The following is a 12831-nucleotide window of genomic DNA, read 5'->3' as shown; positions in this document are numbered from 1 at the left end:
CCGCCGATAAATCCCTGATCGAAGAGCATGCCCTGAATCTGCGCCACGGCGGAGGCGCCCACACAGCCGCCGCTGGCCCGCTGGATCTGACCGCCAAGCATGACCACATCGTACAGCGGTTTCTTGAGCAGGACGGCAGCGATCTCGGGAGAATTGGTGACCACGGTTAACGCCAGCTCCGCCGGCAGCGCTTCCGCCATCGCCAGGTTGGTGGTGCCGGTATCGATAAAAATGCAGCCGCCGGGCTTCACCAGCTTTGCGCACTTCTGCGCGATTCTGCTTTTTGTCGCCGTATTTTTCTCTTTGCGCTCGCTATAGTCCCCCGCCTCCGGCAGGGTCATCACCGCGCCGCCGTAGACCTTTTTACAGTACCCTTCGCGGCTAAGCTCATGTAAATCACGGCGAATAGTATGCTCGGAGACGTTAAGGCGGCTGGCGAGTTCGGCGCAAACCACCCTGCCGTTCTCCTGCAGGATCTGGCAAATAAGCGCTTGTCGTTGTTTAGGAAAAGCAGCATAATCGAGCACAAATAACTCCTGATAAAATCTTCATCGAGCAACAAAGTGCATGATCGTGCATTCAGACCCTGACTGTCAATACACCCTATAAAGAGGTTTGCTATGAAAATTGCCCACATCGCCCTATGGACCCGCCAGCTTGAGCAACAGGCCCGCTTTTGGGTGGCCTTCTTCGACGGCGAGATTAATGAGAAGTACTGCAGCCAAACCAACCCGGGCTTTGAGTCCTTTTTTGTCAAGATTGGCGACGGCATTGCCATTGAGCTGATGACCAAGCCGGGGCTGGTCGCGCAGACTGCGGATAACAACCACACCGGCTGGGTACACCTGGCGATTACCGTTGGCGGCGCTGAAAAGGTGGATATGCTGGCAAACCGCGCCGCCGCGCAGGGGATTCTGGTCTCGCCGCCGCGAACCACCGGCGATGGCTATTATGAAGCGGTGATTAAAGACCCCGATGGCAACCTGATTGAAATCGTCGCATAGTATCAGGCACTGACTCAACAGGAGACGCCCGTGGCCAACTATCGCGTAATCGACAAACAAAACTGGCCGCGAAAAGATCATTTTGATTTTTATCGCGGTTTTGCCAACCCCAGCTTTAATCTCTGCGTTCCTGTCGAGGCGCAGCGGCTATATGAGTGCGCGAAAGATCGCGGCGTCTCGTTTTTCCAGCTGGCGCTCTACGCCCTGGTTCGCGCGGCGAACGGGGTGCCGCAGCTGAAACAGCGGCTGCTGGGCGACGATATTATCGAATATGACCAGCTGGCGGTAATGACGCCGGTGATGACCGCCCAGGAAGGCTTTCGCCAGGTCTGGTGCGACAACGCCGCCGATTTTGCCGCCTTCAGCCATGCCGCCACGCCGAACATTGAAGCGGCGAAACATACCGCGCCGGCACCGCTTATCGTCAACGGCGAGAATTTCTTCTGCGCCAGCTGCCTGCCGTGGCTGCATTTCAGCGCCATCACCCACGCGGAGTATTACGTCGGCGCAGCGGTGCCCGCCCTCACCTGGGGCAAGCTAAAAAACGGCATTATCCCGGTGGCGGGCAAATTCAATCACGCCTTTGTTGACGGCCTGCACGCCAGCCGCTTCTTTGCCCTGGTCGAAGAGGGTTTCGCCGAGCCGGAAACCCTCTGGCAGACGCCATAAACATCTGGCTTACGTCCTGGGGCTGCCGGCGATCGCCGCACGCTACATACTGCTTACCGCGGCATTGCGGTCGGATGGCAGCGCCCCCCGTAAATAGCAGAGAATGCTGGCGCTTAGCGCAAAAATGACAGATTAATGTTAAATTATTGCTAATGCTAAATCGCTATAAGCCATAGCTTTTCGGTGTTAGACAGGCTGCGATGCGCCTCTTATCTTTCGTCATGATTTGTAAATACTCAACGCAATCAATTGATGAGGGAGCACTTTTGTCCAGACTACTGCACGGGTTAAAAACCAAACAAACGCGGTTCGCGCTTGCTCTGAAGATAGCGTTGCTCGGCGGCGCGGTGGCATTTTCTTCTGTCGCCATCGCCGACGACATTTTAAAAGAGGGGATCACCCCGGCCAGCGATGCCAGCCAGATCCCCGCGGCGGCGAAGCTGCGCAAAGATACCGTCGTGGCCGGCATCGCCGAGCCGCAGGGTATATTTAACCCCTACTTCTTCGTCAACGGCTGGGATGAGAACGTCACCAACGTCATTTTTTCGCGCCTGATCGACTGGGACAGCCACGGCAACCTGGTGCCGGGCCTCGCCGAAAGCTGGACGGTGAGTGCGGATAACAAGGTCTACACTATCAAGCTGCGTCCCAACCTGACATTTAGCGACGGTTCGCCGCTGACCGCCGAGGATGTCGCCTTTACCCTCACCGTGCTGCTGGACCCGAAATACGACGGCGATACCGATATTACACTCGCCAATATCGCCGGCGGCGCGGACTACAAGGCCGGGAAAGCCGATAGCGTCAGCGGCCTGAAAGTGATTGACCCCTTAACGCTCCAGGTAACCACCACCCAACCGGGCGCGACGACGCTGGCAAAAATTGGCGGCCCGGTCCTCTCCAGAGCCTATTACGGCAAAGACTACCAGCGCGGGAATCTCGATTATCTGCGCACCCTGCACGGCAAACCGCTGGGCAACGGTCCCTACGTTTACGACAAATACATCCCCGGCCAGGAGATTCGTTTCCACGCCAACAGCCATTTTTATCGCGGAACCCCGCCGACTCCGCGCTTTATCTATCGCGTAACCAACCCGTCGACCAACTTCCAGCTCTTCCAGACGGGCGAAACCGACTACGACGCCTTTACCTCGCGTCCTGACGATATCGAACAGCTGAAAATGCTCGGCTTTGCCAACATCAACCTTTACGGCTCCAGCGACTACAGCCAGGTGGAATTTAACGTCCGCCGCCCGGCGCTGAAGGACGTGAAGGTACGCCAGGCGCTGATTTACGGCCTCGACCGCCAGAAGCTGATTGATGTGGTCTACCAGGGCTACGGCAAGGTGGCGATTGAGCCTATCGCGCCGATCTCCTGGGCCTGGAACGCCGACGGGGTAAACCCGTATCACTATGACCCGGCGCAGGCGAAAAAGCTGCTTGACGAAGCCGGCTGGAAACCGGGGCCGGACGGTATCCGCGTCAAAGAGGGCAAACGCCTGGAGTTAACGCTGCTGGTGAGCAAGAAAGTGCTTAACGATGCGCTGATCCCCATCGCCAAAGAGAACTGGCAGCAGATTGGCGTCCTGTTAAAACCGCAGGTCGTCGATTTCAACGCCCTGATGGCGCAGCGTAAGTCGGGTAATTACGATCTGGCGTCGTTCAGCACCAGCACCCTTAACGACCCGCATGATGGCGTGTGGGATTTTTACAGCGCGGAAGCGAAAGAGTCCGGCTATAACAACCCGCAGGTCGATAAGCTGATTACCGAAGGTAACTCGGTGCTCGACGTCGAGAAACGTAAGCCTATCTACCACCAGCTGTATCAGGTACTGGCGCAGGATCCGCCGGCGATCCTTCTCGGCTACCGTGAAATTCTCTCGGCGAGCAGCGCCCGGGTCACCGGCTTCAAACCGGATATCTACAACGGCCTGACCGGCAGCCTGCCGGATGTCAAAATCGTTAAGTAAATCCCCGGCCGCCGGGGTGACCGGCGGCTGACGTGAGAATGTCATGAGAAATTTCATCCTGAGACGGCTGCTGCAAACGCTGCCGATGCTGCTGCTGGCCTCCTTGATTATCTTTATGCTGTTTGCCAAAACGCCGGGCGATTTTATCGACGGCAATATCACCCTCACCGCCGCCCGCGCCGCCGAACTGAAAGCCATTTACGGCCTGGATCAGCCGCTGCTCACCCGCTATATCCACTGGCTCGGCCAGCTGCTGCGCGGCGATCTCGGATTTTCGCTGCAGTACCAGATCCCGGTCAGCCAGCTGCTAAACCAGTACATCTGGAACTCCTTCCTTCTGGCCAGCGTGGCGCTGGTGTTTTACTGGGGAATTGGCCTGACGGTGGGCGTGGTCTCAGCGCTGAAGCCCAATTCTGCGTTCGATCATCTGGTGAGCGTCGCGGTGTTCGCCGCCATGTCGTTCCCGACCTTTTTTCTCTGTCTGCTGCTCATCAAGTGGTTCGCCGTCGACCTGCACTGGCTGCCGGTGGGCGGCATGACCAATACCGGCAGCGACGACAGCGGCTGGGAGTATGTGCTGCAGGTCGCCGCCCATCTGGTGCTGCCGGTACTGGCGCTGGTGATGCTCCAGGCGGGCAGCCTGACCCGTTATTTTCGCGCCAGCATGCTCGACGTGGTGAAAATGGATTTTATCCGCACCGCCCGCGCGAAAGGGCTGCGCGAACGCACGGTTATCCTGAAGCACGCCCTGCGTAATGCCCTGCTGCCGATCATCACCCTGCTCGGCTTCGAGCTGCCGGGGCTGTTCTCCGGGGCGATCATCACCGAAAAAGTGTTTAACTGGCCGGGAGCCGGGCATATTCACATCGATTCGCTGGCCGCCCGCGACTACCCGGTGTTAATGGGCTTCACCCTGTTTCTGGCGGTACTGACCATTCTTGGCAACCTGATTGCCGATGTACTTTACGCGTGGGTCGACCCGCGCATTCGCGTGAGGTCCTGATGCTCAGCTCTCTGTTTTCTGCTGACCGACGCCTGCGCAAGGCGGAAATCCCGGCGCTGGCGCAGGTGACCCCATCCCCCTGGCGTCAGGCCTGGCAGGCGCTGCGCCGAAATCGCCTGGCGATGCTGTGCCTGCTGCTGCTGGTCGTAATGGCCCTCTGGTGCATACTGGGGCCGCTGTGGTCACCGTGGAAAGACGATGCCACCGACGCGCTGATGATTAACAGGCCGCCCGGCGCGGAACACTGGCTGGGTACCGACTTTCTCGGTCGCGATATTTACACCCGCCTGCTGCTGGCCGGGCGCATTTCGCTGATTATCGGCCTGCTGACCATGCTGCTGTCGGTCACCCTTGGCTATCTGCTCGGCGCGCTGTCGGGCTACGCCGGCGGCCTGACCGATAAACTTATTATGCGTTTTGCCGATCTGGTGATGACTATCCCCGGCCTGCCGCTGCTGATTGTCGCGGGCGCGATGCTCTCGGAGCTCGATTTCTCGCCGGACTCACGCATCTATATGGTGGTGATTATGCTGAGCCTGCTGGAGTGGCCGAAGCTGGCGCGGCTGGTACGCGGGCAGTGCCTCTCCCTGCGCGAGCGCGACTTTATGCTGGCGACCCAGGTGCTGGGGCTGTCGGCGCGACGCCGCCTGTTTGGTCATCTGCTGCCGAATACGGTCCGATTCTGGTGGTGATGGCGACCATGGCGGTGGCGAACGCCATTCTCAGCGAGTCGGCGCTCAGCTACCTCGGGCTTGGCGTGGTGCCGCCAACGCCGTCGTGGGGCAATATGATGGACGCTGCCAACAGCCTGATCGACTTTCAGCGCCGGCCCTGGCTGTGGATGCCGCCGGGGATCGCCATTTTTATCACCGTTATTGCCATCAACGTGCTGGGCGACGGCCTGCGCGACGCCATGGACCCTAAAATGAAACAGAGGCTGAAATGAGTCGCCCGTTAATTACCTTTAATCAGCTTTCGGTCTCTTTTGCCGCCGACAAAAACCGGGTGCGCGCGGTACAGGATGTGTCGTTCACTATTCGCGCCGGGCAGACCGTTGGCGTGGTCGGCGAATCCGGCTGCGGCAAAAGCGTCACCGCCATGTCGTTAATGGGCCTGCTGCCGCCGCAGGCGGCGCGCATTGACGGCGGGGAAATTCTTTTTGAGGGCCAGGACCTGCTGCGGCTGAAAAACGCCCGTATGGCCGACCTGCGCGGCAATCAGCTGGCGATGATTTTTCAGGAGCCGATGACCGCCCTGAATCCGGTACTCACCGTCGGCGAGCAGCTCTGCGAACCGCTGATTCGCCACCGCGGCGAGCCGCCGAAGGCCGCATGGCGGCACGCTACCCAGCGCCTGACGGATGTCGGGCTGGCGCGCGCGGATAGCCTGATGGCCAGCTATCCGCATCAGCTTTCCGGCGGCATGCTGCAGCGGGTGATGATTGCCATGGCGCTGAGCTGCCAGCCGAAGCTGCTGATTGCCGATGAGCCGACAACCGCCCTGGACGTCACCGTGCAGGCGCAGATCCTGCGCCTGCTGCGCGACCAGGCGCGGGCCAACCGGATGGCGATGATGCTGATTACCCACGATCTCGGGGTTATCGCGCAGATGGCCGAGCACGTTGTGGTGATGTACGCCGGGCGTATCGTCGAGCAGGGCGCGACCGCCGCGATTCTGCGTCACCCGCAGCATCCCTATACCCAGGGGCTGATTGCCTCGCGGCCGGTGCCGGGGGCACGGCGCCGACGCCTCTATTCAATCCCCGGCCAGGTGCCGGACCTCGCCGCCCTCCCCGCCGGATGCGCCTTTGCCGAGCGCTGCGCAAAAGCCACCGCGCGCTGCCGACAGAGCATTCCACCGCTGTCAGGGCAAGACCGGCAGGTCGCCTGCTTTTACAGTGAGCTTTCGGAGTCCGTGACATGAGTCATGAATACGTGATTGAAGTGGATGGGCTGAAAAAACACTTCCCGCTGCGCGATGGGCTGTTCGGTCAGCAGACCGGCGTACTGCGGGCGGTGGATGGCGTGAGCTTTAAGATTCGCCGGGGAACGATTTTTGGCCTGGTGGGCGAATCCGGCAGCGGGAAAACCACCGTTGGCCGTACGCTGCTGGGGCTGTATGAGAAGACCGCCGGCAGCGTCAAGTTTCGCGGTCAGGAACTTGCCGAACTGCCGCCGCGGGCAATGCGCGCGCTGCGGCCTAAAATCCAGCTGGTGTTTCAGGACCCCTACAGTTCGTTAAACCCGCGCATTCGCATCGGCGACGCCATTGGCGAGGCGATGCTGGAGCACAAGCTCTGTCGCCGGACGGAGTTATATGACAAAACCCTTGAGGTGATGCGCATCTGCGGGCTGGCCCCGCAGCATTACAACCGCTTCCCGCACGAGTTTTCCGGCGGCCAGCGTCAGCGCATCGGCATTGCCCGGGCGCTGATCTTAAACCCGGATTTTATTATTGCCGATGAGCCAATTTCGGCCCTCGATGTGTCGATTCAGGCGCAGATTATTAATCTGTTTTCCGATCTGCGCGACGATCATGGGGTGACGTTTTTGTTTATTTCCCACGATCTCGGGGTGGTAGAACATCTCTGCGATGACGTGGCGGTGATGTATCTCGGGCAACTGGTGGAGACCGCCAGCCGCGATGCGCTCTTCAGCCGGCCTTTGCATCCTTACACCCGGGCGCTGCTGGCGGCGGTACCGACCCTCGATCCGGAGAGCGAGCCGGTCGCGGTGGTACAAGGTGAAATTCCCGACCCATCCCGGCCGCCTTCCGGCTGTCGCTTTTCCTCCCGCTGCCCACAGGCCAGCGACCGCTGCCGTCGCGATATTCCACTATTAAGGGAGGTCGCCGACGGCCACCACGTCGCCTGTCACGCGGTTTAGCGCCGGATAAGCTTCGGACCATAAAAAAACGCCCACAGGGGGCGGTTACTGGCGCAAGAGCGAAACGGCTGCCGGTGGCATCGCGACCGAAAAACGCCCGGTATTCGCTTTTTGACGCCAGGGTCGGCGCGTCGTCGTCGCTCGCTTTCACCACGCCGTGATGAATACCGCCGTGCGGAGTGAACGGTAACCCCAGGCGCGACGGGCTAATCAGTCCGATCCGTCTTGCTATCCTCCCCCCGCTGTTTAATCATACCCGGCGCGTTCATTTGACCGCTTACATCGGGCGAAGCCATTCGCCTTGACACCTGAAGGGGAAAAATTTCATGGCTGTTCAGGAGATTAAACATGAATAAACGAAAATATCTCACCGAAACGGAGATAAAAAAAATCATCAACGAGGCGTACAAGGGAGCGAACCCGGAGAGGGATCGTTGTTTAATCTGGATGTGCTTCATTCACGGCTGCCGCGTCAGCGAAATTCGCCACTGGCGGCTATCTGACCTTGACCTGCATAACCACTCAATTTACGTCAAACGGCTTAAAAATGGGTTTTCCACAACGCATCCTCTCTTTTCCAGCGAGATGAAGTTTATCCGTGAATGGCTGTCGGTGCGTAAAAACTATCGCAACAGCGACAGCGACTGGCTATTTCTTTCGCAAAAAGGAACGCCGCTATCGCGTCAGCGGATCCACGTATTGATTAGCCACTATAGCCAAAGTGCGGGTTTAAGGATTGCGGCCCATCCGCATATGCTGCGCCACGCCTGCGGTTTTTCGCTGGCCGATAAGGGCATGGATACCCGGCTAATTCAGGATTATCTCGGTCACAGAAATATTCAGCATACGGTGCTTTATACTGCGAGCAATGCTGCAAGATTTAAAAATATATGGTGACGCGATAACCAATATATTTCTTACTTGACATAATGTATCAGATTGTCACTAACATAATAAATCGCCAATAGCCTGTCAACCCGTAAGGTTTTTCGTGTCTCGAAAAATTAAAAACATTAATTATCAATAAATTAGAAACTAATGCGCATTTTCCAGCGAACCCTTACCACAGACGTTGCCCTCCGAAACACCAGATTATTTACCATCCACTCCTCAATTATTAGTTTTTAATATCGCAAAAATCGCCATCCTTGGCATCTACATCTAAAAAATAAACAAACAAAATAGATAAAACTAAACATGACACTTTGATACAAAATGTCTTCTGCAGAAATAAACCTCAGCCTCACTGAATCTATTTCAGCACGTCATCTGGCTATCAGATTAATAAAGCTCATGAGAAATTTATTTCTGTGAAGCTATTACCTTTCTATATTTCCTATAAGGACTACCTTATGAACAAGAGTCTTATTGCTGTTGGTCTGTTAGCCGGTGTCATGTCCGCATCCGTATTCGCAGATGATGGCCGTATTAATTTTTACGGCTCCATCACCGATAGCGCCTGTACCGTGATCAATAATATGACCAACCCGCTGTCGGTTATGATGGGGAATGTCTCCAGCAAGGCCTTCACCGGCGCAGGCTCCACGGCCTCGGCGACCAAATTTATTATTGCCCTGAAAGATTGCCCGAAATCCGCTAAGTCGGCCACGGTAAAATTCGACGGCACGGCGGATAGCAGCGTCGGCACTATTCTGGCGCTCACCCAAGAGCCTGGCGTGGCACAGGGCGTCGGGATCCAGTTAATGGATAATAAAAACGTCGTCGTCCCATTATATACCGCCTCGTCCGCGTATCCGCTGCAGCCAGGTGAAAATAGTCTCGCTTTCGTCGCCCGCTATTATGCGACATCAAGCACCGTAAACGCAGGGTTCGCTAACGCTACCAGCACATTTACCCTCAATTACAACTAACGGATATTTCGTCGGCGTATTTCTGTTGCGCTGGCGTTATTTCCGCGGACCGGCAGCAGCCGGTCCGTCCCTTTTCGTACTTGTGGAGTATACGGCTATCATGCATAAAGGATATAGAGTATTTCCCCTTCTCCTCCTGGTGCTGGCGAGCGAATTAGCGGCGGCGGCAGAAAGCGGCGGCGTCACTATTGGCGGCACGCGACTGATTTTTGATGGCGGCAAAAAAGAGGCCTCTTTAAGCGTTAGCAATTCGGATACCGGCCCTTATCTGATCCAGTCGTGGGTGGAGCCGCACAATAACGATCCGGCCAGGCCGCCGTTTATTATTACCCCGCCGCTGTTCCGCCTCGACGGCCAGCAGCAAAACCTGCTGCGGATCGTCAATACCGGCGATCAACTCCCCACCGATCGCGAGTCGCTTTATTGGCTAAACGTCAAAGCTATTCCGACAAATACCGCCCCGGAAGACGCGAATACGTTGCAAATCGCCGTAAGAACGCGCCTCAAGCTTATTTATCGTCCCAAAACGCTGAAGGGTATCCCGGAAGAGGTGACCCATAAGCTGAAATGGCGCCTGACGGGCAGCAGGCTAATGGTATCGAATCCGACGCCGTTTTACATGAATTTTAACGAGGTCACGGTGGGCAATCATCCCATTAACGAAGCCACCTTTGTCGCCCCCATGAGCTCAGCCACGTTTGCCACACCCGGCAAGGTGACCGGCCTGGTGTCATGGAAAATCATTAGCGACGTTGGCGGCGTGGGAAAAAGCCACACGCAGGTTCGCTGACCCGCCGCTGCCGACGGTTTGCGCTGCGGCGATTTGCCGTCAGCTAAGGAGCATTTCAGGATGAACAAAAGAACCTCAAGCGACTCGCCCTTAAATTTAGCCTACCTTATCGCCACCCAGATTGCCCTGATTGTAGGGGCAAGTCCCTCAGCTAACGCCCGGGAACGGTTCAACCCCGCCCATCTGGAAACCGGCGCAGGCGGTCTGGCCACCAGCGATCTCTCCGCCTTCGAGGAGCATGGCGGGCAGCAGCCCGGACGCTACAGGGTGGATATTTATATCAATGACAGCAAGGTGGATACCCGGGACGTTGAGTTCCGCATACAGCAAAACCCGCAGGGACAGAGCACATTACAGCCCTGTCTCTCCCTGAACGATTTGGCCTCATGGGGCGTCATGATCCAGCGTTATCCGACGTTAGGCCAGCCCGATGCCAGCTGCGCAAGGCTGTCGGCGATTCCTCAGGCCAGCGCCGACTTTCGTTTCTCGCACCAGCAGCTGCTGTTAAGTTTCCCCCAATCCTCCCTTACCAACGCCGCGCGCGGCTGGGTCGATCCGGCGCGGTGGGATGACGGCATTCCGGCGGCGTTGGTCAATTACAGCGTCAGCGGCGCCAACAACCGGGACAAAAAAGGCGGCGGCGGAAACGCGCAGTACATTAATTTACGCCCCGGTCTTAATATCGGTCCCTGGCGATTGCGTAATTACACCACCTGGAACCGCAACAGCCAGAACGGTGAAAGCGGTACCTCAACAAAATGGGATACCGTTTATACCTACGCCCAGCGCGATATACGCACGCTGAAGAGCCGACTGACGCTGGGCGATAGCACCACGCCTTCCGATATTTTCGACAGTATTCCGTTTCGCGGCGGCCAGCTGGCGTCTGACGACGATATGCTGCCGGAGAGCCTGCGCGGCTATGCGCCCGTAGTGCGGGGGATCGCCCGTACCCATGCCCAGGTCACGATCAGGCAAAACGGATACATCATTTATCAGACCTACGTTTCGCCCGGCAGCTTCGAAATCACCGATATGTACCCCACCGGCGGTTCCGGGGATCTGTTCGTCACCATCAAAGAGTCTGACAGCAGCGAACAATTCCTCGTGGTGCCCTACGCCTCGGTCCCGGTACTGCAGCGCGAAGGCCGGTTAAAATACACTATGACCACCGGCGTTTACCGCGCCTATGACAACGGCATCGATAGAGCCCCGCTGGCCGCCGGCACGGCGATTTATGGCCTTCCCGCCGGCTACACCGTATACGGTGGCGGCCAGTTCAGTAACAGATACCAGGCGTTAGCGTTGGGCATAGGTAAAAACCTGGGTCCCATTGGCGCCCTATCCACCGATATCACCCAGGCCTGGTCGCAGCAAAAAGATAGACCGCGAGAAGAAGGCCAATCCTGGCGTATTCGCTATAGCAAAAACCTGGTGCAGACCGGGACTAATTTCACCTTCGCGGGCTATCGCTATGCCACCAGCGGCTACTGGGATATGCAGGACGTTCTTAATACCTGGCGCGATGGGCGGCGCTACGTGATGCCGGAACGCAGACGCAACCGCGCCGAGTTAACCGTCAGCCAGAACCTGTTTCAGATTCCAGGTAACCTCGCGCTTAGCGCCATCGTGGAAGACTATTGGGGTACACGCAAACGCATGGAGTCATATAGCGCGAGCTACAACGGTTCGTATAAAGGGATCAGTTTCGGTCTGAGCTACAGCTATAACATTCACTCCGCAGAACACTACGGCCAGCGCTCCGGGCGCACCTACGACCGCGATGGGCTGTTTGCGCTCACCATGAGTATTCCTCTGGAGAAATTATTCGGCGGCCATCCCACCTACGCCAGCTACATGATGAATACCAGTAAACAGGGGAATACCACCCAAAATCTGAGCCTGGGCGGTACCTTGTTGACCGATAACAATCTGAGCTGGAGCGTCATGCAGGGCTATGGTTCTCAGGGCCAGGGAAGCAATAGCGGGATTAATGCCGACTGGCGCGCCTCTTACGCCGAGACCCTCATCGGCTACGCCCGCGATCGCTACAGCGAACGCGTTAATTATGGTTTGCAGGGCGGGATCGTGGCGCATCGCAACGGCCTCACCTTTAGCCAGCCCCTCGGCGAAACGATGGCGCTGATCGCCGCGCCCGGCGCGCAAAACGTAGCGGTGCTTGGGCAGTCAGGCGTCAAAACCGATCGCTTCGGCTACACCGTCGTCCCCTACCTTAGCCCCTATCGCAAAAACGATCTCACGCTGAATACCGAGACCCTGGCCGATGATGCCGAACTGGCGCTGGCAACGCAGACAGTAATACCCACGCGCGGCGCGCTGGTGAAGGCCAGCTATGAAACCAGCCTCGGTAAACGGGTCCTGATGACCCTGAGAAAACGCCACGGCGCGTCGGTACCGTTCGGCGCAATGGTTATCGATCCCGCCTCCCCGACGCCAAAAAGCTTCATCGTAGGCGATGGCGGACAGGTTTATCTGACGGGGCTAAAAGACGCGGGTCAGCTGGAGGTTAGCTGGAGTCACGACCCTGATGGCCGGTGCAGAGTGAATTACAGCCTGACGCAAAGCGCCAGCGGGATTATCAACCTTTATGCACAGTGTTTATAGCAGGAGCATGACGA

At 57.4% G+C, this 12831-nt stretch carries 11 protein-coding genes and 1 pseudogene; 11 read left to right on the top strand and 1 reads right to left on the bottom strand.

Translation table 11 applies throughout. From position 1 onward, the window contains the following. On the bottom strand, nucleotides 1-527 hold a 527-nt coding region (locus tag HMPREF1144_RS05775), incomplete at its 3' end, for a DeoR/GlpR family DNA-binding transcription regulator (RefSeq protein ID WP_009652082.1). Nucleotides 528-620: 93 nt separating this feature from the next. Between HMPREF1144_RS05775 and HMPREF1144_RS05770 the strand changes: the two genes are divergently transcribed. The 11 genes and pseudogenes from HMPREF1144_RS05770 to HMPREF1144_RS05720 all read left to right on the top strand — a co-directional run bounded on the left by HMPREF1144_RS05770 (nucleotide 621) and on the right by HMPREF1144_RS05720 (nucleotide 12817). Then, complete coding sequence (locus tag HMPREF1144_RS05770; RefSeq protein WP_004851590.1) at nucleotides 621-1004, top strand: VOC family protein; 384 nt, start codon at nucleotides 621-623, stop codon at nucleotides 1002-1004. Between the two features lie 30 nt (nucleotides 1005-1034). Beyond that, a complete protein-coding gene (locus tag HMPREF1144_RS05765) occupies nucleotides 1035-1673 on the top strand; it encodes a CatA-like O-acetyltransferase, family 1 (RefSeq protein WP_004851591.1) in 639 nt (212 codons plus the stop codon). Nucleotides 1674-1939: 266 nt separating this feature from the next. Next, a complete protein-coding gene (locus tag HMPREF1144_RS05760; protein ID WP_042927089.1) occupies nucleotides 1940-3643 on the top strand; it encodes an ABC transporter substrate-binding protein in 1704 nt (567 codons plus the stop codon). Between the two features lie 43 nt (nucleotides 3644-3686). After that, a complete protein-coding gene (locus tag HMPREF1144_RS05755) occupies nucleotides 3687-4646 on the top strand; it encodes an ABC transporter permease (RefSeq protein ID WP_009652083.1) in 960 nt (319 codons plus the stop codon). Continuing rightward, nucleotides 4646-5592, top strand: a pseudogene (gene opp4C, locus HMPREF1144_RS05750) (oligopeptide ABC transporter permease). Before HMPREF1144_RS05755 ends, opp4C begins: the two are co-directional and overlap by 1 nt. Then, on the top strand, nucleotides 5589-6569 hold the full coding sequence (locus HMPREF1144_RS05745; RefSeq protein WP_009652080.1) for an ABC transporter ATP-binding protein: 981 nt from the start codon (nucleotides 5589-5591) through the stop codon (nucleotides 6567-6569). The pseudogene opp4C and the gene HMPREF1144_RS05745 overlap by 4 nt, the downstream one beginning before the upstream one ends. Beyond that, on the top strand, nucleotides 6566-7531 hold the full coding sequence (locus HMPREF1144_RS05740; RefSeq protein WP_009652072.1) for an ABC transporter ATP-binding protein: 966 nt from the start codon (nucleotides 6566-6568) through the stop codon (nucleotides 7529-7531). Before HMPREF1144_RS05745 ends, HMPREF1144_RS05740 begins: the two co-directional genes overlap by 4 nt. Nucleotides 7532-7879: 348 nt before the next feature. Then, the gene (locus tag HMPREF1144_RS05735) at nucleotides 7880-8428 is read left to right on the top strand and encodes a tyrosine-type DNA invertase (protein ID WP_004851606.1); all 549 of its coding nucleotides are present in this window, start codon (nucleotides 7880-7882) and stop codon (nucleotides 8426-8428) included. A gap of 455 nt (nucleotides 8429-8883) precedes the next feature. Further along, nucleotides 8884-9402, top strand: coding sequence for a fimbrial protein (locus tag HMPREF1144_RS05730; RefSeq protein ID WP_004851609.1), 519 nt, complete (start codon nucleotides 8884-8886; stop codon nucleotides 9400-9402). 100 nt (nucleotides 9403-9502) lie between these two features. Then, the gene (locus HMPREF1144_RS05725) at nucleotides 9503-10192 is read left to right on the top strand and encodes a molecular chaperone (RefSeq protein ID WP_009652091.1); all 690 of its coding nucleotides are present in this window, start codon (nucleotides 9503-9505) and stop codon (nucleotides 10190-10192) included. 60 nt (nucleotides 10193-10252) lie between these two features. Beyond that, nucleotides 10253-12817 (top strand): fimbria/pilus outer membrane usher protein, encoded by a 2565-nt coding sequence (locus HMPREF1144_RS05720; RefSeq protein ID WP_009652085.1) that lies wholly within the window; start codon nucleotides 10253-10255, stop codon nucleotides 12815-12817. Nucleotides 12818-12831 lie beyond the last annotated feature (14 nt).

Source organism: Klebsiella sp. OBRC7, from assembly GCF_000293135.1.
GTDB classification, from domain to species: Bacteria; Pseudomonadota; Gammaproteobacteria; order Enterobacterales; family Enterobacteriaceae; genus Klebsiella; species Klebsiella michiganensis.
Note: the sequence above shows the minus strand (reverse complement) of the source record. Positions and strands in the feature narration are given on the sequence as shown.

Excerpts from the sequence above, each read along its gene's own strand:
- HMPREF1144_RS05770 (WP_004851590.1), top strand. The coding sequence starts at position 621 with ATGAAAATTGCCCACATCGCCCTATGGACCCGCCAGCTTGAGCAACAG.
- HMPREF1144_RS05755 (WP_009652083.1), top strand. The coding sequence starts at position 3,687 with ATGAGAAATTTCATCCTGAGACGGCTGCTGCAAACGCTGCCGATGCTG.
- HMPREF1144_RS05745 (WP_009652080.1), top strand. The coding sequence starts at position 5,589 with ATGAGTCGCCCGTTAATTACCTTTAATCAGCTTTCGGTCTCTTTTGCC.
- HMPREF1144_RS05740 (WP_009652072.1), top strand. The coding sequence starts at position 6,566 with ATGAGTCATGAATACGTGATTGAAGTGGATGGGCTGAAAAAACACTTC.
- HMPREF1144_RS05735 (WP_004851606.1), top strand. The coding sequence starts at position 7,880 with ATGAATAAACGAAAATATCTCACCGAAACGGAGATAAAAAAAATCATC.
- HMPREF1144_RS05730 (WP_004851609.1), top strand. The coding sequence starts at position 8,884 with ATGAACAAGAGTCTTATTGCTGTTGGTCTGTTAGCCGGTGTCATGTCC.
- HMPREF1144_RS05725 (WP_009652091.1), top strand. The coding sequence starts at position 9,503 with ATGCATAAAGGATATAGAGTATTTCCCCTTCTCCTCCTGGTGCTGGCG.
- HMPREF1144_RS05720 (WP_009652085.1), top strand. The coding sequence starts at position 10,253 with ATGAACAAAAGAACCTCAAGCGACTCGCCCTTAAATTTAGCCTACCTT.